Annotated in this window: 16 protein-coding genes; 5 read left to right on the plus strand and 11 right to left on the minus strand. The window is 57.5% G+C overall.

The window, feature by feature from the left end:
* Nucleotides 1-27: 27 nt before the first annotated feature.
* Entirely contained in the window at nucleotides 28-288 is a 261-nt protein-coding gene (locus tag M5M_RS05835) for a sulfurtransferase TusA family protein (protein WP_015046543.1), read from the minus strand.
* Nucleotides 289-400: 112 nt separating this feature from the next.
* On the opposite strand from M5M_RS05835, the gene M5M_RS05840 reads away from it, so the two are divergent.
* The gene (locus M5M_RS05840; RefSeq protein ID WP_015046544.1) at nucleotides 401-1912 is read left to right on the plus strand and encodes a M48 family metalloprotease; all 1512 of its coding nucleotides are present in this window, start codon (nucleotides 401-403) and stop codon (nucleotides 1910-1912) included.
* Between the two features lie 224 nt (nucleotides 1913-2136).
* Nucleotides 2137-3366: a DUF819 family protein gene (locus tag M5M_RS05845; protein ID WP_015046545.1), complete on the plus strand. Its 1230-nt coding sequence runs from the start codon at nucleotides 2137-2139 to the stop codon at nucleotides 3364-3366.
* Here the strand turns inward: M5M_RS05845 and M5M_RS05850 are convergent.
* From M5M_RS05850 to dinG, 5 genes are all read right to left on the minus strand, one after another.
* Nucleotides 3360-5645, minus strand: coding sequence for a GGDEF domain-containing protein (locus M5M_RS05850; protein WP_015046546.1), 2286 nt, complete (start codon nucleotides 5643-5645; stop codon nucleotides 3360-3362). The two genes, M5M_RS05845 and M5M_RS05850, sit on opposite strands and share 7 nt — an antisense overlap.
* Before the next feature lie 100 nt (nucleotides 5646-5745).
* Entirely contained in the window at nucleotides 5746-8919 is a 3174-nt protein-coding gene (locus M5M_RS05855) for an efflux RND transporter permease subunit (RefSeq protein WP_015046547.1), read from the minus strand.
* Between the two features lie 13 nt (nucleotides 8920-8932).
* Nucleotides 8933-10162 (minus strand): efflux RND transporter periplasmic adaptor subunit, encoded by a 1230-nt coding sequence (locus M5M_RS05860; RefSeq protein WP_015046548.1) that lies wholly within the window; start codon nucleotides 10160-10162, stop codon nucleotides 8933-8935.
* Nucleotides 10163-10449: 287 nt separating this feature from the next.
* The gene (locus M5M_RS05865; RefSeq protein WP_015046549.1) at nucleotides 10450-12228 is read right to left on the minus strand and encodes a hypothetical protein; all 1779 of its coding nucleotides are present in this window, start codon (nucleotides 12226-12228) and stop codon (nucleotides 10450-10452) included.
* A gap of 181 nt (nucleotides 12229-12409) precedes the next feature.
* Nucleotides 12410-14530 (minus strand): ATP-dependent DNA helicase DinG, encoded by a 2121-nt coding sequence (gene dinG, locus M5M_RS05870; protein WP_015046550.1) that lies wholly within the window; start codon nucleotides 14528-14530, stop codon nucleotides 12410-12412.
* Nucleotides 14531-14618: 88 nt separating this feature from the next.
* Here dinG and M5M_RS05875 point away from each other — a divergent pair, with 88 nt between their 5' ends.
* A complete protein-coding gene (locus tag M5M_RS05875; protein WP_015046551.1) occupies nucleotides 14619-15056 on the plus strand; it encodes a hypothetical protein in 438 nt (145 codons plus the stop codon).
* Here the strand turns inward: M5M_RS05875 and M5M_RS05880 are convergent.
* Complete coding sequence (locus M5M_RS05880; protein ID WP_015046552.1) at nucleotides 15050-16204, minus strand: 1-acyl-sn-glycerol-3-phosphate acyltransferase; 1155 nt, start codon at nucleotides 16202-16204, stop codon at nucleotides 15050-15052. The genes M5M_RS05875 and M5M_RS05880 overlap by 7 nt on opposite strands.
* Before the next feature lie 109 nt (nucleotides 16205-16313).
* On the opposite strand from M5M_RS05880, the gene M5M_RS20680 reads away from it, so the two are divergent.
* Entirely contained in the window at nucleotides 16314-16766 is a 453-nt protein-coding gene (locus M5M_RS20680; RefSeq protein WP_016389250.1) for a YchJ family protein, read from the plus strand.
* A gap of 16 nt (nucleotides 16767-16782) precedes the next feature.
* Here the strand turns inward: M5M_RS20680 and M5M_RS05890 are convergent, their stop codons facing one another.
* The gene (locus M5M_RS05890; RefSeq protein ID WP_015046554.1) at nucleotides 16783-17976 is read right to left on the minus strand and encodes an aminotransferase class V-fold PLP-dependent enzyme; all 1194 of its coding nucleotides are present in this window, start codon (nucleotides 17974-17976) and stop codon (nucleotides 16783-16785) included.
* A gap of 92 nt (nucleotides 17977-18068) precedes the next feature.
* Between M5M_RS05890 and M5M_RS05895 the strand changes: the two genes are divergently transcribed.
* Nucleotides 18069-19109 (plus strand): DUF3549 family protein, encoded by a 1041-nt coding sequence (locus M5M_RS05895; protein ID WP_015046555.1) that lies wholly within the window; start codon nucleotides 18069-18071, stop codon nucleotides 19107-19109.
* Nucleotides 19110-19250: 141 nt separating this feature from the next.
* Here M5M_RS05895 and M5M_RS05900 read toward each other — a convergent pair whose 3' ends face one another.
* The 3 genes from M5M_RS05900 to M5M_RS05910 form a co-directional block, all read right to left on the minus strand.
* Complete coding sequence (locus M5M_RS05900; RefSeq protein WP_015046556.1) at nucleotides 19251-20504, minus strand: MFS transporter; 1254 nt, start codon at nucleotides 20502-20504, stop codon at nucleotides 19251-19253.
* A 12-nt stretch (nucleotides 20505-20516) separates the two neighbouring features.
* Nucleotides 20517-23042, minus strand: coding sequence for a choice-of-anchor D domain-containing protein (locus M5M_RS05905; RefSeq protein ID WP_015046557.1), 2526 nt, complete (start codon nucleotides 23040-23042; stop codon nucleotides 20517-20519).
* 109 nt (nucleotides 23043-23151) lie between these two features.
* Nucleotides 23152-24474, minus strand: coding sequence for a tetratricopeptide repeat-containing sulfotransferase family protein (locus M5M_RS05910; RefSeq protein WP_015046558.1), 1323 nt, complete (start codon nucleotides 24472-24474; stop codon nucleotides 23152-23154).
* Between the last annotated feature and the right edge of the window lie 201 nt (nucleotides 24475-24675).

A 24675-nucleotide genomic window follows, 5' to 3' on the forward strand; every position in this document is an offset into this window, starting at 1 on the left:
GGGACGAGGGCGAATGCTAACAGGCCGCTAGTGTTTTTGCAGCCAGAAGCGCCATTGTTGACCGGTTTCCTCGGTGGCCAGCAAGGTATGGCCGGCCAACCGACAAAATGCCGGGATATCGCGCGCCGAACCGGGATCGGTGGCCACGATGTACAAAATCTGACCAGCGGCGAGCGCGTGCAGCGCCTGCTTGGCTTTCAACAACGGCAGCGGGCAAGCCAACCCGGTGGCATCTACCGTGGCATCGGGAATCTGCCCTTCCGGGCCGGGCACAGATTGCGGGGTCATCTTGGTTTCTCATTTCCGGGGGGCGCACTATAAATCGACGCGGCCTTCATGCCAATGCAGGAACCCGGGCCGGTTTGGGAACCCCACACGACGACAAAGGTCTAACCATAGTATGATGGAAAACACTTATGCCGTGAAACGGCCCTTGTGGAGAGAGTTTGTGCCCCTTGTTGCAGGCAAACACCTAATCAGCGCCCTCGCCTTATGCGCGGGCCTGGCCGCCCCGGTTTCGGTTGCGGCCCAAAGCAGTACCGAAATTCAACTGCCCGCGCTGGGCGACGCCACCAGCGGCGTGGTCTCACCGCAGCAGGAGCGCGCATTGGGCGAAGCCTGGGCGCGCGCGTTCAGGGCCCAGGTGCCTACCTCGCACGACCCGCTGATGATCGATTATCTGGAAAAGCTTACGGCCCGGCTGGCAAGCTATTCGCAATTGAAGGACAAGCGGCTGGAATTATTGCTGGTGAAAAACCCCACCATGAATGCGTTCGCCGTGCCCGGTGGCGTCATGGGCGTTCACACCGGCCTGTTCACTACCGCAGAAACCGAAAACCAATTGTCGTCGGTCATCGCGCACGAACTCGCGCACTTGTCCCAACGCCATTTTGCCCGCTCCGTAGAAGCACAGCAGAATGCCAGCATCCCCACCACCGCCGCGCTGCTGGCGAGCCTGGTGCTGATGGCCACCGCCGGTGGCGATGCCGGCATGGCGGCGATGATGGCAACCCAGGCCGCCACCCTGGACAACCAATTACGCTTTTCCCGCCAGAATGAACAGGAGGCTGATCGGGTCGGCATGGAAACCATGGTAGCAGCAGGCCTGGACCCTTACGCGGTTCCCGAAATGTTTGAGTCCATGCTCAAGCAAACCCGCTATTCCCGTCGTCCACCGGAATTTTTACTGACTCACCCGGTAACCGAAACCCGCATTGCCGATGCCATGAACCGCGCTACCCGCTACCCGCGCCAGAGCTTTGACCAGAGCATTGATTTTCACCTGATGCGTGCCCGGGTTTTCATGATGCAGGCGGAAAACCCTCAAACAGCGGTGAAGCGGTTTGAAAGCGAACTCGAAGGCGACAGCCTGAACAAAGAAGCCAGCCGCTACGGGCTGGTGATTGCGGCCACCCGTGCCGGCCAGCTCGATAAAGCCGAGCAGGCGCTGGGCCCACTGCTGGTCGGTCGCCCCGGCTACATCACCTACCTGCTGGCGCAGGTCGATATCATGCAGGCCCAGGGCAAACGGGATCAGGCGCTGACCTTATTGCAACAACTGCTCGAGAAAGACCCCACCAATCATCCGCTCAACATGGCCTATGCGGATGCGCTGATGCGGGCCGGTTTTTACCTGCAGAGCGAACAGGTTCTGGAGCGTCACTCGCGCCGGCGCCGGGGCGACCCCTATGTGTGGTATCACCTGGCCGAAGTCAGCGGCCTGGCCGGCAATATTCTGGGTGTCCACGAAGCCCGCGCCGAGTACTTTATTCTGAACGGCATTTACGATGCCGCCATGGTGCAACTGCGCAACGCACTGAAGCTGGCAGACAACCAATACCACACCAAAGCCATTCTGCAGGAACGTGTCAGGGATGTAAGGGAAATGCAGGCCAGGGCCGACATGCGCTAAAGCACCAACGAGGCTGGACATATTATTGTCACAATCCAGTGCCAATATGCGCCTCAGGGTAGCACCTCATACTCCCCTGCCTGGTTAATCTAGTATCTCAATCACGCCTCCGCCCGGAGGCGTTTTTTTAGCCGGCTCGACTTCTGGACCGCGGCGCGGTACCTTCGTCCCTTTTATTCGTGGCGCAAGCCCCAACAATAACAATCCATCCCGAAAGGTAATCTATGATCACCAACGATGCCGTCCAGCTGGGCCTGCTGGCCATGATTCTGGGCCTGGTGTTTTACACCTCCCACAGCAATCACCGCGCTTTCCGCAGCTTTTATCGTTACGTTCCCGCCCTGCTGCTGTGTTATTTCCTGCCCTCGTTGCTGACCACCTTCAACATTATCGATGCACATGATTCACAGCTTTACTACGTGGCCTCGCGCTACCTGCTGCCGGCGAGTCTGGTGCTGCTGACGCTGAGTATCGATTTCAAGGGCATCCTGAATCTCGGCCCCAAGGCGTTGATTCTGTTCCTCACCGGCACGGTGGGCATTGTGATTGGCGGCCCGATCGCATTACTGCTGGTGTCCTGGCTGGCACCCGGTGTAATTGGCGCCGAGGCAGATCAGATTTGGCGGGGCATGACCACCATCGCCGGTTCCTGGATTGGTGGCAGCGCCAACCAGACCGCCATGAAGGAAGTATTTAATGTCGGCGACGGCATTTTTTCCGCCATGGTGGCTGTGGACGTGATTGTGGCCAACATCTGGATGGCGGTGCTGCTATTGATGGCCGGGCGCTCAGATCAGATAGACGAGTCCATCGGCGCCAATAATCAGGCCATTACCGACTTGCGCAAACGGGTAGAAAAAATGCAGGCCGACATTATCCGCATTCCGAGCCTGCACGATTTAATGCTGATAGCCGCCGTGGGCTTTACCCTGACAGGCCTGGCCCACTGGGGTGCCGATATACTCGCGCCTTTCTTTGCCGAAAACTTCCCGGCCACGGCTCGCCTGAGCCTGACCTCCGGTTTCTTCTGGCTGATCATCATCGCCACCACATTGGGTCTGGCCCTGTCGTTTACCAAGGCGCGACAACTGGAAGGCGCCGGCGCCAGCAAAGTGGGCTCGGTGTTTATTTATTTCCTGGTGGCAACCATCGGCACCCACATGGACTTGAAGGCTATTTTCGAAAATCCGGGTTATTTCCTGATCGGCATTATCTGGATGTTGGTTCACGCCACACTGATGCTGGTGATGTGCCGCGTGTTGCGTGCGCCAGTGTTTTACATGGCCGTGGGTTCGCAAGCCAACGTGGGCGGCGCGGCGTCTGCGCCCGTGGTGGCAGCCGCCTTCCATCCGTCGCTGGCACCGGTGGGCGTGTTACTGGCAGTGATGGGCTACGCGCTGGGTACCTACGCAGCCTGGCTGTGCGGCCTGATCCTGCAGACCGTGGCTCAGTAATCGGCCGGCACTTTATCCGCCCACCCCAGGTGGGCGGGATCTGCCACGGAGGTGTAAAGGTTGACCCAGCCCTCCTGAATAACCTGCTGTGGTTCGGCCATCAGCCGGTGAAAGTTGTCGATGGTTTCCAGGCCTTCAACACCGGTGAGCCCAACCCAACAATTGCGGCCACTGTGTTTGGCGGCGTACAGACAGCGATCGGCTATATCCACCACCTGGGCCCAGCTGTATTCACCGGGCCGGTCCGTGAAAAACGGAAAACAGGCGAAACCGATGCTCGCGCTGAGCTGAATCCCCACCTCATCGCCCACCGCAAAGCGGTGTTCAACAATCAACTGGCGCAGGCGCTCGGCAATCAAGGCCGCGTTTTCACGTTGTGAATAGCGGGCCACAACCAGGAATTCCTCGCCGCCCCAGCGCACCAGATAATCCGACTCGCGAAACACCTGCTGCAACAGTGGCTTGATTTGCGCCAGCACTCTGTCGCCGACCGCGTGCCCGTATTGGTCGTTGACCTGTTTGAAATAATCCAAATCCACCAGGTAAAAAATCAGGTCTGACTGCGTGGGTACCGGTTTTTCGTTCTGCAACCAGTTGAGGTAGTCACGGGCCACTTTTGAACAATCGTTGTCCAGGTGCTGAGCCAGAAACCGACGGTTGGCCAGACCGGTTAACGGGTCCGTCTGGCTGATGGTTTGCAACTGCTCGTACGCGCGCCGGAGCTCGGCATTTTTTTGTTGCAGTTCTTCGGTGCGCTCGTCCACCTGTTGCTGCAAAGTGAGATTGAGCCTGCGCATCTGATAACGACCGAACAACACCGTCGCCAACACCAGAAACACCACAAACCCGGCCAGCACCACATTGCGCTCAAACCGTTCCGCGGCCTGGCGCAGGCTTTGCAGCGCGTCTTCGCGGGCGAGCACCTCATATTGTTGCTCGCGCTTGAAGAACTCCACGCTTGCGCGCAGATGCTTGACCGAGTTGCGGCTTTTTTCCACGGCCAGCTGTTCCGCCAATGTATTGTGCGCCTGCAAGGTGGCCAACGCGCCGGCGCTGTCGCCCTGCGCCTGTTGCAATCCGGATTGCAGTTTAAGCAAATTCAGGCGGGCTTCAGACGCCAGCGCCGGCGACTCAAGCTGATGCAGTTTATTCACCAGCTGCCAGGCTTCGTCATAGCGTGCCAGGCCGGACAAGGCGCGGATTCGGTACAGGTCAAAGGTGGGGTTGGCCTGCGCCAACGGGGCGCCCTGCCCGAGCGCACGAGCCCGATCCAGATAAGTCAGCGCGTCGTCAAAACGGGATTGCCGCAGGGACATTTTGGCCAGGTTGAGCAATACGGCGGCCACGTTTTCCTGAGCGCCGAGGGATTCGAACAGGTCCAACGCCCGCCGGGCATTGGCCTCAGCCTGTGAAAACTCACTCATGGCACATTGGATGTCGGCCAGTTTATGCAGACCGTAGGCGAGGTTAGAGGTATTTTTCAGCACTTCATCTATGGCCACCGAACGCTCCAGGTAGCCCGCCGCACTTTCAAAATCGTGCAGCTCCCGGTAGATCTCACCAATGTTGTAAAGAGAATCCGCCTGACCGGGCCTGTCATTTAGGGCCCGGCGGTATTCCAATGCCTGCAAATGGGCAGACAGCGCTTCTTCCACATTCCCCATCCGCTCCAGGGTCACCCCCAGGGTATTAAAGGCATCGGCCAGCGATGCGGTCGCGCCGGCCAGTCGCAGGCTGCCGATGGCGCGCTGAACCGACTCCAGCGCTTCGGCATAGCGCTCCAAGGCGCGCAATATCTGGGCTTTATCGCCCAACAGCTGCCCTCGCAGCGGCCCGCTATGGGCGTCGGGCAATTGGGCAATGGCCTGCTGAACCAAGCCAAGCGCCTCTTCATAGCGGGTTTGGATAAACAGTTTATTGGCCGCGGCACGGCTCGCTTCGACTGCGTACAGGGGCTTGCCGGTCACCACCGACAATTGTTGCAGCTGGGCCACCAGAGGATCGATGTTGTCCAGTTGGGCCTGTTCCAGATAGGCACGCAACAACAGCCTGTGCAGTTCCGCCCGCTGTCCGGCCGGCAGGGACTGATTGTTAACATGCGGTTCTGCCCACTCAATAACCCGGGCAGGCTCCTCAAGTAACCAGACGCGCGCCTGCTCAAACGCGTCTTCAGGCAGATCGGCATGGGCGTAGCTGACCAGCGCCGCCGATGAGAGAAAGGCTGCAATAGTCCTTAGCAGAAAGAGGTACCGGCGCGTCCGGTTCGCCAGAGCGGTCATGGTGTGTCGTCTGAATTATAGATATCGGGCGAGTATAACAGACAAAATAAAGGGGGCGCTCACTGAGCGCCCCCTTTGGGTGCAGGGTCCAGCAGGACCGTCAGACGCTTTGCGGGCTGGCAGCGACGTCCTGGCTGGGCTGCTTGCGGCGGAACAGGCCCCGGATATCATTGCCTGCCACATAAAGGCAGGGGATCATCAGCAAGGTAATCACGGTCGCGAACAACACACCGAACGCCAGTGACACCGCCATGGGAATCACTATCTTGGCCTGCATGCTGGTCTCGAGCAGGATGGGCACTACGCCGATAAAGGTCGTCAGCGAGGTCAGGATAATCGCCCTGAAGCGACGGCAACCAGCATCCACCACCGCCTGGATGAGTGGCGATCCTTCCCGCCTCGCATTATTGACGTAGTCCACCATTACCAAGGAGTCATTCACCACCACCCCGGCCACGGCGATCAGTCCGAAAACCGACATGGCACTCATATCCATACCCATGATCATATGGCCGATCATGGAACCGATGATGCCGAACGGAATCACCGACATAATCATCATCGGTTGCGTATAGCTGCGCAACGGTATCGCCAGCAACGCATAGACCACGATCATCGACAACAGGAAGTTGCGCATCTGCTTGGCCTGATCATCCATTTCTTCCTGAATGCGGCCGGAAATAGAGCTCTTTACACTCGGGTAGTTCTTCAGCATGGCCGGCAGGAAGTTGTCCCGGATATCCTGGGCAATTTTCTGCGGCTCGGCCTGTTGCGCATCCACCGAGGCCCAGACATTAATAGAGCGCTTGCTGTTTTCACGACGGATTTCCGCGGGCGCCATCACCATGGTGAAGTCGGCCACCTCTGACAGAGGGACTTCGGCTCCGTTGGGCGCACGGATTACCGTGTCTTCTACCAAAGCCACACCGTTGCGCTGGTGCTCGGGATAGCGAACCATCACTTTGATTTCTTCACCGTTGCGCAGAATGCGTTGCGCTTCGATGCCGTAGAAGCCATAACCCACCTGGCGCGCGACATCGGCCAGGGTCAGACCCATGGAATAGGCCAGGGGCTTGAGCTGGAATTGCACTTCATGGGTTTGCTGGCGACGGCTGTCGTTGATATCGCCCACGCCTTTCAGGGTGGACAATTTATCGCGCAGATCCTGTACGGCCAAGTAAAGCTCTTCCTGATTGGTACTTTCCAGACGGAAGCTGATATCGCCATCGTCGCGGTCGTTGCCGAACAGGCTGTCCTGAATAGTCAGGGTCTTTACACCCGGCAATGGTGGCATGGCTTCACGCCAGCGCGCAGCCAATTCAAACGTATCCACGGGCCGGACTTCCGGATCCACCAGCATGGACATGATACGGGCACTGGTGCGGGAGCGCAGTTCTACGTTCAGGCTGCGGATCATTTTCTGACCGAACTCCGCTTCCAGCTGCTTGTCCACTTCGTAGATCATGTTTTCCACTGCCAACGCGGCATCCAACGTGGCCTGCTCAGACGCGGTGATCTGCATTTCGATGTTGATATCGGGGAAGTCGCTGGGCACTTTGGGCGTGCCGATAAAGCGGATCAAGCCACTGCCAAAGAAACCAAAGGAAATCAGCAGCACCGCCAAAAAGCTGGCCAATACCGCCCAACGGTAGTTCAGCAACGATTGCAGCTTGGGGCGGTAAATATTCTCAACAAAATGCCGGAGCCCGCCATCCACGTGCTGGCGCAACCAATGGAAAGGGTTTTTGGGGTTGTGCGGACGCTGCTTCATGTGCGCCAGATGAGCAGGCAGAATCAGCTTGGATTCCACCAGCGAAAACAGCAGACACAAAATCACCACGCCGCCAATGGCGATGGAAAAACCTTTTGATGGGCCATCGGCAAGCAACATCGGGAAGAAGGCCGCTACCGTGGTCAACACGCCGAAGGTGGCGGGCATGGCCACTTTTTGTGCACCACGGATAACGTTCTCTACCGACTGCCCCTTTTCTTCAATTTCGTTGTAGGCGCTTTCTCCGATAACGATGGCGTCATCAACCACGACCCCCAACACCAGAATAAAGCCGAACAGACTGGCGATGTTAATGCTGATGTTCACCCACTCGAGCGGCATGAACATGAAGGCGCCCAGGAAGCTGATCGGCAAACCCAGCATGACCCAGAACGCCAAACGCACGCGCAGGAAAATCGCGAGCAGGAAGAACACCAGCGCCGCGCCCATCCACATGTTGGACTTCATCATATCCAACCGGCCCTGCAGGTAGTAGGTCATGTCCACCCAGGTTTCCAGGTGCACACCGTCCGGTAGCTGGGCTTCTTTTTTCTCTACATAATTCTTGACCACCTGCGCCACAGACATAATGTTCTGATCGCGGGTTGCTCCGATGAAAAATGCGACAGAATTTTTACCATTGAACTTCTGGTATTGGATGCCGTCTTCAAAACCGTCGGAAATGGTTGCCACGTCACCCAACTTAACCTGAGTGCCATCGCGCAGATTAACCAGCGGGATCTGCTCAAACTGGTAGCCCCGATAGGCCTGATTTTCTACCCGCAAAGAAATATAGCCGTCGGCCGCTTTGATCTGGCCGGCAGACATATTGCTGGAGTAATTGCGGATCGCCTGGGCGATGTCCTGAAACGTCAGGTTGTATTCGCGCAAGCGGTCTTTGCTGACCTCCACGCCAATTTCATAACCCAACCCGGAAAAATATTCCGACACGCTCACAGACGGCAGCGATTGGATCTCTTCGTGGATTTTTCGGCCAAGATCTTTCAGCTGGGTAGGCGACAAGTCGCCATACAGCGACAGATACATCACTTCCTGCCGGTATTTGAAACGTTCGATACGGGGACGTTCGATGCCCGCCGGGAAACTGGAAATGGAATCTACCTGACCTTTGACTTCATCCAAGACTTCCTGCGGATCAAAGCCCTTGGCCACTTTGATATAAGCCTGGGACATACCCCGGCGGGAGTAGGTAATCACACGCTCCAGGCCTTGCAGGCTTTTCAGGGCCTCTTCCACCTTGAGGGTAATGCCCTCCTCCACTTCTTTGGGCGCAGCACCGGGGTAATACACTTGCACCTGCAACCAGTCGATTTCGATTTCCGGAAACATCTGCTGCTTCATGGTAATCGCAGAAATCAGACCGCCGAGGAGAATAAACACCATCAACAAATTGGCCGCCACTGTGTTGCGGGCAAACCACGCGATAATTCCGCGTCGGGTGGGATCTTCTTGTTCGATCAATTCGGGTTGATTATCAGTCATGATGCGTCCCTGCTTATTCCGCTTTGCCGGCTAAGGCTTCGGGATTGTCATTTTTAGTCTCTGGCTCGGCAATCTCACCGGGCAGGCGCAACTTCATACCCTCTACCGGATACGCCAGAGCAGACACTATGAGTTGATCATTGTGCGCAACACCCTCGGTCACCACGACATGAGTGCCCTGTTCGCGCACAATCTGCACTGGTTTGAAATGCAGCGTTTTGTCTTCGGCCAGCACCGGCACTTTGCCTTCTACAACCAGGTGGCGGGGAATCAACGCGGCCTGCTCCAAAGACATACCGGCAATCTCGGCCTTCACATAGCTGCCAAAGCGCAGCGGATGATGCGTCGTTTGATTGAGAACTTTGTCGTCTTTGCCAGGCACTTGCAGACCGTAAGGGTTAATCAGCTCGGCCACCAGGTAGGCCATGCGGCTTTGGTCGTCTATGACGCCTTCCGTGCGTACAATTTTGGCGGTCCATTCCGCTTTCTGGCCTTCCAGGTCGCCCACCAGACGGACGTCGGAATTGAGCCCCTGATCAATCAGGAAGCGCAGCTGGTTGTCCGCCACTGGCAAGCGCACTTCGGCCTGCGACACGGACAACAATTCGCCGATCTGGCTGCCGGGATTCACATAGGTACCCAGACCCACTTCGCGCGCAGCCACCAAGGCATGGTAAGGCGCGCGAATTTCGGTGCGCTCGAGGTTTTTCTGTGCGCGAGTCAGTGCCGCTTCCGCCGCTTTGACCCGCGCTTTTTCCTGAGCCAGTTGGGGTTCGCGCAAGCTCAAGGCGGTTGGCTTGCGATCTTTGATCCGGCTCCACTCGTCGCGTGCAACCGCGCCCAAGGCCATCTCCTGTTCAAGCCCCGCCTGCGCCGATGCCAGATTGGCCTGGGCTTCTACCACCAGGGCGCGATAGTCTGCGTCCTCAATGCGCGCCAGCACCTGGCCTTCCTTGATAAATCCACCCCGCTGAAACTCCGGCGCCACGTAGCTGATCGTGCCACCCACCTGTGCCACCAACTGGGTCTGGTACTTTGGCGTTACCAATCCCTGTGAATGAACGGTCAACGCCATGGGCTCCATGACCACGGGCTGAACCTTAACCAGCGGAGCAATGTCCTCCGGCGCCTTTTCTTCCGGGGGCTGTTTCATGCTGGACAAGCCAATCATGGCGACGATGCCGCCGGCAATAATGGCGATGGGCAGATAAACCCGCTTATCCTTCAGCTTTGCTAGGGCCACGATACTAATCTCTCTGACAATGATGTTTGTATACTAACTCTGACCGGTAATGGACTACTGATGGACGGTTAGCTTGGTGATTACATCATAGAGATTCGAAGCGGAATGTCACCGGTCCTGCGATGAGCGGGGAGAATGCTGCGTTTGGGGAATAACGGGGTGTTGTTCACCGATGAAATGGGGCGTTTTACCGATACAAGTGCAATGATTGTGTTTTTGAACCTGCCAGCCAATCAGCCGCGCAAAAAAAAGCCCGGCAATTTACCGGGCTTTGGATCAGCGCTGAATCATGGCTCGACCGGATAGATGATCCGCCACTCGAACTCCAAATTGGTGCTGTTCGGGAAGGATACGGTGAGCTTCAGTGTGCCCTGCTTGGACGACGTGTAGGAGGGCGACGCGTTACCCGCCAGCTGCAACGCGAAATCATGGCCGCCATTATCCAGGTTAGCATTGCTGATGGTGCCTGCTTTAAGACCATAGAGCGCCAGAATATTGGTATCGGCTTCGTTGACTTCCCATTTGAACGTTGTGCCCTTCGGCCAGGGGTTACCATTGCAGTCATCCAGGGTAATAACACCCGAAGCAGCGGCATCTGCGGCAACGGTAAGATCAATTGAACCGCCAGCGGGTTTGGGTGCAGGGAAGCCAGTAATCGCTACCACACAGGCATCATTTCGAGACATGACAATCCGCAACTGTCGCGCAATGAAAATACTGCTTTCACCGTCGCATATAGCTGCAGCATTTACACCCTGCATACAAGGGCCATCCCACTTGTTGTTGCCAAGGTCCCGGTCACCGTCCTGGTTAGTATCAACGTAGAATTCGCCAAGGTCATACATGCCATTTTCATTGGCATCGACGTAGGGCTCTGCGCGATCTTCTGTAAAGGTATCAGCGCCATCGTATACAGCATTACCGTTGACATCAGTAAAGGACTCGGCACCGCGCATATAGGCCAAGAGCCCCACTCGCATATCAGCCGGTCTGGGCGAAGCACTTAACCACTGAACAGAACAGCGCCCGTCAATCAACGAACAGGCATCATCCACCTTACCTGCTTCCGGTGACACAAAGCGCACCTGCGTGCCATCGGGTGGGCTGTTACCAAACTGGTCAGCGGCTATGACATTGATTGAGACTGCGATACCGTCGGTATTGTAGGCATTAGCCGGCTGAGTGTCGTAAGAAATTGAGAACCGGTTATCAACCGCAACGCCGGTTGAAATAACAATGTCAGAGGAGCTGCCCTGGATCTGACTGGCGTCGTGAACGGCATAAACCTTCAAGGTAGTGGCGGTTGTGCCACTTTGCACCACGGTGGTCACTTTACCTTCGGAATCGGTGACCCCAGTGCTGGTTCCCGGCGCTAATGATATACCGCCCTCCGTGGTACTTAAGCTGAAGGTTACATCTTCACCAATGATCGGCGCAGATTGCGCACCCACTAATTTAAAGACAACTTCCGCAGTTTCCTGGCCACCGATGCCCCGCAGTGACAACTGGTTTTTTGAAATGGATACGAACTCCACCGCCAGTACCTGGTCCTGCTCAACTGTAATAGTAACTTCTGCAGACAGCGACTGGGTCTCGGTAACCAATGTAGCGTTGATTGTGTCGGTGCCAACACACCCCTGAGGGGTATAACTGAAAGTAGCCAGACCATTGGAGGTGGTTACTTGCGAAACGTCGCCTCCGTTCTTACTGATTTTCGCCAGCCCAGTGCCTACACAATTAGAATTAACCGATACACTATAAGCTTCAGAAACAGCCGCATTATTTTCGTCTACCACGTTAAGACTAATGGTCGCTGAAGAACCTGATTGCAAAACCGATTTTGTAGTTGCAAGCGCGCCGCTGGTAAAACCTGAACCGGTGCCATTCCCAAGCTTCAGGACCTGAACCGTTACTGTGCCACCGGTACCACCAGTGCCACCGGTGCTGCCGGTGCCACCGCTATCGCCACCAGTATTGAACTTGGGTGAACCACCGCCACCACCACAGGCAGCCAACGCTAACGAAGCAGCAACGGCTATAGCCTTCAACAGACCTGAAGTCTCCATACAATCTCCTTATTTCTCCTTGGTCTACAGCCAAGCAACCTTGAAATTCGCCCAGAGCGATACGCGCACAATATAGCCCAGCCAGTATTAAAGTACCAGCTCATAAAAAACACATAACTGATTGTTTTTTATACAATAACCACAAAAAAATAGGGGCTATTGATAGGGGATTAGCCCTGTATCAGCGGGCCCGGTTAAATGGCGGTAAAGAATTCAGAATCGCTTTGCCGTAACGCCTTGTCAGCAAGCGGTTATCCATGATGGTAATGGCGCCGGCATCGGACTCTGCCCGCAACAGGCGGCCGCAGGCCTGCACCAGTTTCATGGCCGCGTCGGGCACGGTGATTTCCATGAAGGGATTGCCACCCCGGGCTTCAATCCATTCCGACAGGGAGGCTTCCACCGGATCATCGGGTACGGCGAAGGGTATCTTGGCGATGATCACGTGTTCGCAATAGCCACCGGGCAGATCCACGCCCTCGGCGAAGCTCGCCAGACCAAACAGAATACTGGCCTCGCCCTTTTCGATACGGGCTTTGTGCTGATTGAGCATTTCCTGTTTGGACTTATCGCCCTGCACCAGAATCTTGTCGCGCAACGCCACTGGCAGGCCATCGTACACATCCAGCATCTGCCGGCGGGAGGCAAACAGCACCAGGCTGCCTTTGGCGGAATCGAGCAAATCCGGCAAGGCGTCAATCAACCCGAGTGTGTGGTTGATGCTGTCGCTGGCATCGCTGGCCGAATCGGGGATGCGCAGCTCGCCCCGGGAAAAATCAAACGGACTGGGCACCACCGCATAACTGGCATCGTCGGGTGTGCCGGCGCGCATTTTAAGGCGGTCGAACCGGCCAAGCGCGGTGAGCGTGGCCGAGGTCACCACCGCCCCGCAGCAACGGCGCCATAAACTGTACTCCAGGGTTTTGGCGGCCAGGATGGGGCTGGAACAGATTTCGTAATCCAGGCTGCCACCAAAATCCACCAGGGTAATCCAGCGCGCTTTGGGCAACGCATCGGCCACCTGCGGTTCGGCATAGCTGGCCCAGAGCGACAGTGCCGCTTCGGCGCGGGCGAGCCACAGGCCCACCTGCGGGAACCAGTTTTCCAGGTCCACCTTGGGCACATCGCAATCGTTGGATTCCAGCGACTGCTCCAGCTCGCGGCTGATTTTGCCGAGTAATTCGGTCAACCGCTCGAAGCCGATTTTCAATTGCACGGCCACGTCCATCATGGCCTCGGGCACGATACCCTGCTCAAACCGGTAGCGGGGCGATCGCTCCGGGTCTTCAATGCGCTCGGCCAACTGGGTCACCATGGGGTAGACCAGCTCGAGATTGCGCTTGCAATCGCCCAGTGCCGCGGGCAACTGCTCGCCAAACCGATCGATGTTGCCAGCGCCACTCACCTCGCCCAACATGGCCCCGTGCACCTTATTCACCTGCTCGATCCATTTCATGCTGCCGATTAACCGGCTGTGCGCAGCAAAATGATTGAGGGCTTTATCGGGCAGGTGATGACCTTCGTCAAACACGTAGATGGCGTCTTCAGGCGCCGGCAGAATGGCACCCCCACCGAGCGCCAGATCCGCCAACACCAGATCATGGTTGGCCACAATCACGTCAAAACTGCCGAGCGAATCGCGCGATTTGATAAAACTGCAGCTGCTCACGTTGGAACAGCGGCGACCGGTGCACTGGCGGTGGTCGGTGGTGACCCGGCCCCATACATCCGCGGCCAGCTCTTCATGCCACTCGTCTTTATCACCCGCCCATTTGTTGGCCGCCATGGCATCCATCATGGACTGATAGATGGTGAGCGCCTGCTCATCCACCTGCGGGTATTCATCTTCGTACAGGGCTTTGTCGCTGTTGTTGGCCGCGTCCACATCGGAAAGAATGCGGTCCAATTTGGACAAACACAGATAGCGCCCGCGGCCCTTGGCCAACGCAAAACTGAAATTCAGCCCGGAATGGCGTTTCACATCCGGCAGATCCTTGTTGATGATCTGCTCCTGCAACGCCACGGTGGCGGTGGAGATCACCAATTTCTTGCCGAGGAACCTTGCCGCCGGAATCGCCGCCAGCAAATAGGCCACCGTTTTGCCCGTGCCGGTGCCCGCCTCCACCACGCACACATGGCCTTCACCCTCGCGCTCTTCGTCGTCATTCAGCCGGATGCCCCCGAGCGTGCGCGCGATTTCGGCAATCATCAGCTTCTGACCATAGCGGGGCTTGAGTTCCCGGGCTTCCAGAAACTGGCTATAAGCGGCTTGAATGGTTTTTTTCAATCCGGCGTCGAGCATAAAGCGGGAAAACCTCAGATTATTTGAGCGACCGCAATTTCTTGCTTATGCTCTATTGATCCCAAAAGGAGTCGGCTCAGGCCATTATATGCTGAAAGACAAATCCATACCCGTCTGGGTATTCGTCATCGCCGCTGTCGTCCTGGTGATCGTGAGTGTGGCCAGTACCCTGATCATCGCCAAACAATACCGCGCAGGCTTTGACGAGGCGGCCAGCACCAAGCGCGCTCTGGGCATTGTGGAAAACCGGCCCAAGTTCGACACCTTTGCCGGCCACGGTGTGTGTGAAGCTGCCATTTACGCCAATATGGAGGGCAAAATTGTGACCCTTCAAATGGATGAGCGGGCCGCCATCTACAATGACTTCGAGCGCACCAACACCCTTTTGTTCACCGCCGACGTTGTACCGGCCGATGAGCGGTTTTTAAGCGAACACCGCTCCACCATCCCCATGCAGGCCCAGTGCGTCACCAGCGCAGATAACAACAAGCTGGTGACACTGGTGATTGCGCCCGCCGATCAGTGACCGGCGTCCAATCGCGCATGTACCGGGTTGGCGTAGATTCCCAATAACAAATCCCGCTGCAAATCCGGCATCCCCTGCACCCTGCGCTCCAGCTCCTTTTTCACGCAGGGGTGTTGCGCCGGGTCGAAACGCTTGCCTTCGGTGCCGAAAATCACATCGGGCACGCGGCCGGTGAGCATGGTATAGGCCATGCAATTGCTGGCGTGAAGAAAGTAATTGGACAGGATCTGGCGGTCCACTTCGGCAGCAACGGCATCGGTGGATTCATAATCACCCTTGATGACGTTACCAAAGGCCAGGTGAATGGCACCTTTGTAACCCTTGATACCCTGGGCGATAGACTCCACGTCCTCATGTTCGCCCTTCTGATAGCTGCCTTCGGTTTGCAACATGTAAAGCTCGCGGCTTTTGGCTATGTCGCATGGGTCCCACTCGTAAGAAATGGAAACCGGCACCAGATTCAGCTCGGCAATGTATTCACTCAGTGGCTGCGGCTTAGGGCGATTAAGTGCAAACATGCTGATCACTGCCGGGTTGGTCTTATCGCGCCCGTCTTTGGCCCGGCCTTCGCGCTGGGCTATCCACACATTGGATTTTTCTTCCCGCACCACGTGGTGAATGTAGGAAGACAGGTATTTGGCTGCTTTCAGTTTCTCGCGCGGGGCCTTGGCCGAGCGGTTAACGATAAACGACTTGTTCAGCCGCATAATGTCCGACACATAGGGCTTGGTGAGCAAGTTGTCGCCAATGGCAATCTGCAGGGTCTGGAACTCGTTGATGTAGAGCACCCAGTTCACCATGGCGGGGTCCATGGCGATGTCGCGGTGGTTACTGGTAAACAGATAGGCCTGATTGCGATCCAGCGATTCCAGGCCGCTGAAGCTGACGCCGCGGGACTGTTCATCCAGCATGGCACGCAGGTATTTGGACACCAGCTCCTGCAGGCCATCCACGGTATCGATACCGGCGAACTGTTGCTGCAGCTTGCGCTTGACCAGGGGCTTGAGCGCCCAACCGGCAAGGCGGCTCAGGCGCGGGTAAAACAGGGCAGCAATGGCGCTGTGCAGTTCCGGGTTATCTACAATCCGGGCCAGGGTGGGGGCTACCTCATCGTCGCGGTAGGGACGGATGTCGTCAAAATCACTCATATTGTTATCGCTTGCTATTTGAGTACACTCGGCCCTGCCTTAGGCCTTTGCGGATTCGGCTCGCTTCCCGGAGCGGAAAACCGGGCAAAATACCGAAAAAGGACACTAAATGCTAGTTGAAAGCTGCCCTTGTTGTAGCGGCAAGTCTTACGCCGCGTGTTGCGGCCCCATTCATGCGGGCGGGGCCGCCGCCAGCCCCGAGACCCTGATGCGCTCGCGCTTTGCGGCGCATGCCCTGGGGTTATTTGATTACATTCTCGCGAGCTGGTCCGATGAGGCGCGCCCCGCGGTGGATCAGGCTGGCCTGCGTGATTGGCTGGCGGCCGCACAATTTGGTCACTTGCGGGTCATTGCGGCACAGGATGACTGGGTGGAATTTGAATGCTGGTACAAGCAAAACGATCAACTGGAGCAACTGCACGACCGCTCCTACTTTGTTCACGAGCACGGCCATTGGCGTTATCACCGCTCCGAGGCCCCGCGTAGCAAACCCTCCGTGCCGGGGCGCAATGACCCCTGCCCCTGCGGTTCAGGCAAAAAACACAAGAAGTGCTGTGGCTAGCGTTCAGCTCACATGCTTAACCCTGTAACTCATGCACCGACTCCTCCAGTGCATGGATCGCGTCGGTCAGCTGTTCATCGCACAGGTAAGGCGCAGGCCCCATGCGCAGCCAGTGGCGCCGGTAATCCGTGTGCACGCCCCGATCGCGCATCATTTCAGACAAGGCTTGCGCGTGCGGTGAGTCAAAGGATAAAAAGCCGCCCATGTATTCCACCGAAGTGCTGAGCTTGATCACCGCCGGATCAAAATCGTTGCGCTTGAAGGTGTTGGCCAGCAGCTCCAATTGATGATGGTGCACGTCGTCCAGGAACTCGGGCGTGAGATTCTGGGCCCGGAAGAAATCAAATACCCGGTCCGCGCGGAACACCGGCAACATATCAATGGACGAACCATGAAAACGCGCGGCGCCATCGGCATAGGCAAGGGGCGTAGCTGCGGGATTGTCCACCACCGGATCGAAGCCGCCAAACCAACCGGTAATTACCGGCCTGAAATCCGCGCCTTCTGGCACATGCATAAACGCGATGCCGCTGCCCATCTGGCAGTATTTGGCACCACCCGCCACCACAAAAGCGCCCTGCAGGTTGTAGTCTTCTACGGAAAACGACAACACATTTACCGAGTGGTAGGCATCCACAAACAGCGCTACGCCCCTGGCCTCGCACAGCGGCATGAGCGTATCCAGCTCCAGTGTCTGGTGACCGGTTTCAAAATTGACCGACGACACACACAGCGCAGCCGTTTTATCGTTAATTTGCGCGGCCAGACGCTCCACCAAGGTGCTGGCCGGATTGGCCGCCACCGATACCACCTCTACCCCCGCCTCGGCCAGACGCGCCAGCTGGCGGGCAATCGACGGATATTCCGCGTCGGTGGTGACGATTCTCGGACGCGTGGCCAGCGGCATCGCCGACAGAAAGCGGATAAACAAGTCGTGCACCGAAGACGCCAGCGCGATGCGTTCAGGCGCGGCGTGGATCAGCTCGGCAAAGCCGGCACGCACCCGATCGGCAATCTCAAATTCCTGTTCGAACCGCTCCTCGCCGTAACGGTTCAGGCAATCCCAATGCGCCTGGTAGGCGTCACCGGCACAATCCGGCATGGCCTGGTGAATATGGCCAGTGAGCATGATGCGGGCGCCAACAGCGGCGTGGCTGTACAGGGCAGCGAGTTTATTAGGGGTTTTGGTCAGGTCGGCAAGTGTGGGCATGGGCGCTCTCTCGTTCTGTTCAGGAAGTATAGTCGAGCCCTTTGCGGTAGACTGCGCGGCTCACTTCAACCAAGCCCTCAGAGGAAACCCGCGTGTCGACCCCTGCCCTGCACACCCTTGTGGACTTCTTTAACGCCACCGGCCTGCGCTACAAGGCCTATGATCTGGGCGCCCGTATCCAGCTGCTGGCCAAGGACACCTTTGTGGGCTTCGAAAGCGGCCTCACCCCCTACCCGGCCCCCTATCTGGGCAAGGCCAATCTGGGCCTGGTGCTGTGGCGCGAGGGCGACGCGCAGGCGCCGCAAATCTGGTTTCTGCGCTTTGCACTGGACGAGCAAGGCAAGCTGGCACCAGCCGAGCGGGACAGCTTCCTGCGCCAGTTACTGATCAGCGTGGGGGAAAACCTGGACGCGGCCAGTGAGGGCGGCAAACTCAAGGGCGTGTTGGACAACAACCCTTACGTGTGGGAACCGGCGGAGCCGCTGCGCGCGGCCTTCCACGCCAAACTCACCCACCGGCTGAAACTCGCCCCCAGCGCACATTACCCGGACGCCCTGCACTACCTGACACAAGGCCCATGGGACTACTGGCAGGCGCTGGGCTTGCAGGGGCTGGCAGATCTGGTGGTGCGCTGGCAGCAAACCGACGTGCACAAGGCCTTCAAAGCCAGTCTTGGCCAGCTGCCCGATGCGGTGCTGGCCAACCTTGCACCGCTGTTTGAACACGAGGCCATAGACGCAGCCCTGACCCAGTGCTGGATAGAGCGCTTAGACAGCGCCCGAAAGGCCAATCAACCCGGCCAGGCCACCGCTTGCCTGCGCGCCATCGCCAGCAGCGAAGCCCGCGGCATGGTCAATGCGGTGATTGAGCAATTGCTGGCGAGCCCGCAGTTAGATGCGGAAACCCTGGTGACCCTGGCCACCCGCCACAACCAGGCCATCAGCCAGCCCGAACTCACCCTGCCCTACCTTGAGCAGATTGCCCAACTGGACACCAGCGCCTTCAACCGCATCATGGCTGAACTCCTGTTCAACGCCAGCCTGCGCCCCGCCTGGCTCGCCGCCTTCCGCGATCCGCACCGCTCCGAACGCCTGGCCCAAGCCATTGGCGCCCTGCTGGGCAGCAACAACTGAAACACCAAAGTACCAAGGGGTCTGGCGCGACCCGGTCTGGCCCCTTGGTACTTACAACCGACTCCTTTTCGGCCATGGGAATGGCCTCCTACAAAATCATAACCTCGGGGAGTCTGACCCCAGTTCTTGCCCGCTCTCAGTTTATTTTGGTGCGGCAGCGACAACGGCGTCGCTGTTGGTTGGCATGGGGATGTGGTCCGGGCTACGGGTGGCGGATTTGTCGAGTATGCGGGCGGGCCAGAGCGCGAGCAGCCAGGCCAGCACCAGGGCGATAGCACCGATCCACAGCGCCAGCTGATAGTCGGCCAGCAACTGCCCTTCGCCCGTCACACTGAACCCTGCCACCAGTGGCCCACTGGCCAAACCCATTTTGGAGGCAAAGCCCGCCAGTGCGGTAAAGCGGCCGGAGTGATCGAATTCCGCCGCCATGCCCAGCAGGTAAGCAATCACCAACGCCCAAGTCACGCCCACCAGACAATTAGCGAAGCCGAATACCCCGGGCTGATCTGAAAACATCAGACCCCAGGTGGCCCAGGCGGTGAGCAACATGCTGATGCCCAACACCGTGGCCCGGGCAAAATGCTGACTGGTGACGATTACCAGTGCCGCGCCAGCCATGCCCATCCAGGCGGCTATACCCAACCACTGTCCCGCCTGTTCCACCGACAGGCCGGCCGACTTGGCCAGGCCCATGATTATCGCGTAAGGGCCATTGTTGCCGGCCTGAAACAGAAACAACGCCGCCAGGGTAAACACCAATGGCCAATAAGCCACCTCGGCGGATGCACCTGCCGGGCGTACTTTTGGCGCATAGTCCGGCAGCCACTGCAGCAATGCCAGCGCCACAAACGAAAACGCCATCAATGTTAGAAACAAAACGTGGCTGCCAGCGGCCTCTACCCACAGTGGCAGCCACATAACGCCCAGACCACCCAAGCCATATTGCACCACCAATAAAACGGCAAAGGTGCGCGCGGGATTCTGGGTACGGGCAAACACACCATAGGCAATACCCACCAACAATCCGCCCACACAGCCATGCGCGAAACGGATCGCCGCCAGCGCCAGTGGCTCGGCCACCACCATAGACACGGCATCCAACGCGATCAGTCCCACCAACAAGGCGGCACAAAAACGCGCCCAGGGAAAACGCCCCACCAGCACCACCGCCGCCAATGCCCCGAGGGCTGCGCCGTAAATATTGGAGGAGGTAACCGCACTGGCTTCGGCGGTGCTGAATCCACGGCCAGTGATCAGGCCATCCACCAGTGCCGGTAGGATGTTCACGTAAAAAAGTCCGGCGGTGGCAAGCCAGGCCAGACTGAACCGGGCCAGCCAGCCGTTGGGCGCCTGGCGTGGGAGCCAGGCATTGAGCGCGGTAACATTATTCAACATGCGGTAGGTCCTTTACTGACACAGTGGCGCCAACTTATGGGCTTCCTTCGCCGCCGTTTTCCATAGATAAGTGTCGTTGTCAGAAAAATAGTAATAACTGGCACCATTGGGCAGCAGTAAAACGCTGATGCCACCGTAACCCGACATGAAGGGCACCCACAAGGGTGCGCTGCAACCCACATCGCTGCCGATTTCGTGCGCCCAGAAGCCATTGTTGTAGTGATAGTCGGTTAACGGTACAGGCCCGCGATCGGTGTCATTTCGTTGCAACGCCGCTTGCAACAAATTCGCCGACAATGCCTGCACACCATTCACCTGCCCGTTGGCGCGATTGAAAAAATCCGCCAGTTTGGCCACATCATCGCGCTGATAAGTCAGGCCCCAACCGGCAAACGGCTGCGCAATTGAATCGTATGTACGACGCGTCACCTTGGCCACCGGGCTCAGCCCCAGCGGCGACCAGATATCGCGCACAATGGCGTCAGCAAAAATATCGCTGTTACTACCATCCTGCGCCCGCAAGTAGGCATTCATGGCCGTACCCAGCGTATAGGTGTCGGAGGTGTGATACACCCACTGGCTGCCGGGTGTGGCTTTGCGATCGTAATAGTTGCAGCTATAGCTGATTTTCGAGGCGTGATCTTCCGGCAGGAACAGATCGTTGGTATGGCTGGCGCCCTCGTCCGACATGTAAATGCTGGAGCGGTAATTACCGGTGGCCATGTCCAGTGCATGCTCGAAGGTCACATCCCCCCAATTACCGTTGGCCGCACAATCGGGCACCCAGTCGGCAATCTTTTCGTTTCTGGCACCGGGAAAGCGCTGCTCCAGTCGCATCAATGCCGCGCCTGCAAACACCGACTTGGCAGTGGAGTAAGACGGCACCGTTAACACATCACAGAAAGGGTATTGCCCCGCGCGGGTGTCACAACCACCCACGTAATTCACGCCTTTATACACCAACCCAAACAAGGTCATGTGCTCGGGATCCGTTTCGCTGGCAGAACCAAACTGGCTGACATCAATACCCGGATAATCAACGGCCAATTGCGCAATGGGTTTCACCGGCATGCGCGCCGCTTCATCCGCTTGGTGGGCCGCGCGCACACTGGCTGCATTTGTCGGTTCATAGGCAGAGTAAGTGGCCGGCAACCGACCCCACATATCAAACTTAAAATACAAACAGGTTTCACTGCTGATCTGGTAGGCCACATTGCTCACGCTACCCGCACCATCAAAGGTAAAACTCATGACGCCATTGTGCATGCAGTTGGCGTTTTTCTGGTGCAAGGCAAACGGCAAGGCAGCACGGCTTGCACCGTTGTCACCGTTTTCCTGCCAGACCCGGCCGGGCTGCACGATGTATTCCCATTCGGGATGAACATTGGCTTGTGTACCGCGCAGAACCGGCACCAGATGTGAACCGGTTTGCACCAACTCCATATCAAATTCGGGCAGGTGTTTACGGGTGCTGTCGCCGCTGCCGGTGTAGCGGAATGTGTCTTTGATTTCATCAAACGCACCACTGCTGGCTTCGTTACTCAATGCCAGGCGGCCGTTGAACTGGTGTTGTGGGTGTGCTGCATTAGCCGGCAAAGTGAATGCATCCATCGCAACCCTTGAGCCATCGCCCGTAGCATGCAGATCGGCATAGGTCAGTTGAGACCGGCTGACTGCACCGGAGCCCGACAAGGGATCGTAATTGTCTACCACCGAACCCTGTTCAATACCACTCCCGGTCAGGTCGATGATCCAGGGCGATTGATCACTGTTGTTAACCCATTGAATGTCACCGGCAACAAATCCCACCTGCGCGGGCGTGAAAGTCACAGTCAGTGTGCAATTGGCGCTGGGCGACAGGGTTTGATTGCTGCAGCCGTCTTGCTGCAACGCAAAGGCGGAACCGGTGATACTGGCAGCATTGAATACCAACAACGCATTGCCGGCATTTTCGAGCACAATGCTGCGACTGGCCGTCTCGCCCAGGTTGACATTACCAAAGCCCCCCTGCCCGGTTTGGGTGATGTCCGGCGCCGGTTGCAAACCGCCCGCGGTACCGGTCACGCTCACTTCATCCCCCCAACAATAATCGCCTAACAAATCACCGGTGCTGCGAAAACGCACTTGCAGGTCCGGGTTATCTTCAAAGGCGGCGTCGGTCAGGCTGCCAGAAAAAAACGTGGCGTTGTCCTGACCGTCAGCCAGCGTAATCAAGGTTTGCCATTGCTGGCCGGCGTCAGCAGACACCTCGGCATAACACCGATCGGGATCTTCCAGCCCGGTGGCTGCCAGACGCATGGCGACGGTAACGTCGGAATAACCGGTGGTATCGAGCGCATGCACGGCTGTGGCCGTTTTTTTCAGGCGTAAACTGTAATTGCCGATACTTTGTGTGCCACTGACAGCTACATTACCCAACAACTGCCAGCCTGTGGCATCACCGGATTCAAAGCCTTCATAAAACAGTGTTTCCGATTGTCCGTTGCACGCCAACAACGCCATGACGCACGCCACGGTGAGTGTGTTTACCTGCCGCATTACCGCCCCCTCGTTATTATCAAATGAAAACAGTCGGGAACAGTGTAAAGCGCTCAGCAAAACGCCATAGCGCCAGTTCACCGCTGGTGATGGCACCAGTTGTGGGGGACTATTTCCCGAGCAGAGCCAGATAAGGTTGGAAATGGGGTTCGACCTGACGCCAGCGTTCAATCCGGTGGCAATGCACACCGTCGCGGATCTGACTGGCACTGGCAGTAGCTGAGAAGCCCTGTGCCCGGGTGCTGACCGGCGTCAATTCAAGCCAGTCAAATAACGTGCGCGTCAACGCCGGCCAGTCACGCACAGCCGATTCATACTGCAGCCACTGCACCTGCGGCAATTTGGGTTGCCAGTGCGCCATGAGTTGACGGTAGGCATTCACATAACGACCTAATTCGTCCTGCCGATAGGAAAACGGATAAACCCGGCCGAATAATTGCCGGTAAAGCGCAAACCCCATGGCGCGGGGATCGCGGTCAAGATGAATCACTTTGGCCTGCGGTAAGGCAGCCAGTATCAGCGGCAGGTTCAGGCTGTTAATGGGCAGTTTGTCGATAAACCAACGCGCGCCCGACCAGCGCCGGCTTGCCTCCAGATAACGTTGCCCGACCGCCGTCAGATCGAGCGAAAATACCTTGCCGACAAATTCGGCCGGTGTGGCCGGCGGCTTGCCAAACTGGCTCTGGAACTGCTGTATTAACGCGCGGTTAAAATGCGGCAATTCGCCCGCCCCGACAATGTTCGGGTGCGACGCCAGGTGCGACTCCAGCAGACTGGTTCCGGTGCGCGGCAAGCCCACGATAAATAACGGCCGGGCGGTTTCGGCCTGTGCGGGATCGACAGGCAGCGCGGGCAATTCGGCTTCGGCCAGGCAACGCAACAGGGTTTCATCCCGCGTGACCTGATACTGAAACCCCGCGCGTTTGCGCGCAGCACCGCGATCCAACCACTGCATCATGTCATCCCAATGGCCGAGTTGCTCGGCATAGCGGGCGGCGGCATAACACAGGGCGACAGTGTCTTCTTCCGGCACAGATTGCCGGGTGATGATCTCTGTAAGCGCGTTCAATCGGGTGTCGGGGGTATCGGACGCAAGTTCGGCACGTACTAACTGGGCTTCACCCTGTGCAGGATTCAACGCCAACGATTTATCCAGCCACCGGGCGGCCTCGTCCAACTGCCCGCAATGGCGCAAAATAAATCCGTGATTACTCATCAGGCCAGGTGCATCCGGCGCCAGTGCGAGTGCGCGCTCGCTCGCTGCCAGTGCGAATTCAGGCCACTGATGCAAATGACAAAGCTGTGATACATCGGCCCAGGCCTGGGCACTGAGCGATGGCGGGTGTGAAAACCATTGCGACAACGCCTGCCGGTCAGGCTGTGAAGCGGCGGCGGCGAGGCTTTGCAGGTCGGGTGAGGATTGGATTTTCATGACAGCATTGTGCCAAAAATCACAACGAATAGCAGATTAAAATTGGCGCCAATCCATTCGCGCAAAAGATTATGAAACCGTTGACGCAGTTAGCAGTGAACTGCAGCACGCCGACCGAAGTGTCGGACCGTCACTATCCCTGGCTCCTTTCGGCATACAGTCCATCCATGGCGCCGGTTTTTGCTCCTCGGTAACGGCTCC

The organism is Simiduia agarivorans SA1 = DSM 21679 (genome assembly GCF_000305785.2).
Classification (GTDB): Bacteria; Pseudomonadota; Gammaproteobacteria; order Pseudomonadales; family Cellvibrionaceae; genus Simiduia; species Simiduia agarivorans.

Coding starts and splice junctions, on each gene's coding strand:
- M5M_RS05835 (WP_015046543.1), bottom strand. CDS start 288: ATGACCCCGCAATCTGTGCCCGGCCCGGAAGGGCAGATTCCCGATGCC.
- M5M_RS05840 (WP_015046544.1), top strand. CDS start 401: ATGATGGAAAACACTTATGCCGTGAAACGGCCCTTGTGGAGAGAGTTT.
- M5M_RS05845 (WP_015046545.1), top strand. CDS start 2,137: ATGATCACCAACGATGCCGTCCAGCTGGGCCTGCTGGCCATGATTCTG.
- M5M_RS05850 (WP_015046546.1), bottom strand. CDS start 5,645: ATGACCGCTCTGGCGAACCGGACGCGCCGGTACCTCTTTCTGCTAAGG.
- M5M_RS05855 (WP_015046547.1), bottom strand. CDS start 8,919: ATGACTGATAATCAACCCGAATTGATCGAACAAGAAGATCCCACCCGA.
- M5M_RS05865 (WP_015046549.1), bottom strand. CDS start 12,228: ATGGAGACTTCAGGTCTGTTGAAGGCTATAGCCGTTGCTGCTTCGTTA.
- dinG (WP_015046550.1), bottom strand. CDS start 14,530: ATGCTCGACGCCGGATTGAAAAAAACCATTCAAGCCGCTTATAGCCAG.
- M5M_RS05875 (WP_015046551.1), top strand. CDS start 14,619: ATGCTGAAAGACAAATCCATACCCGTCTGGGTATTCGTCATCGCCGCT.
- M5M_RS05880 (WP_015046552.1), bottom strand. CDS start 16,204: ATGAGTGATTTTGACGACATCCGTCCCTACCGCGACGATGAGGTAGCC.
- M5M_RS20680 (WP_016389250.1), top strand. CDS start 16,314: ATGCTAGTTGAAAGCTGCCCTTGTTGTAGCGGCAAGTCTTACGCCGCG.
- M5M_RS05890 (WP_015046554.1), bottom strand. CDS start 17,976: ATGCCCACACTTGCCGACCTGACCAAAACCCCTAATAAACTCGCTGCC.
- M5M_RS05900 (WP_015046556.1), bottom strand. CDS start 20,504: ATGTTGAATAATGTTACCGCGCTCAATGCCTGGCTCCCACGCCAGGCG.
- M5M_RS05905 (WP_015046557.1), bottom strand. CDS start 23,042: ATGCGGCAGGTAAACACACTCACCGTGGCGTGCGTCATGGCGTTGTTG.
- M5M_RS05910 (WP_015046558.1), bottom strand. CDS start 24,474: ATGAAAATCCAATCCTCACCCGACCTGCAAAGCCTCGCCGCCGCCGCT.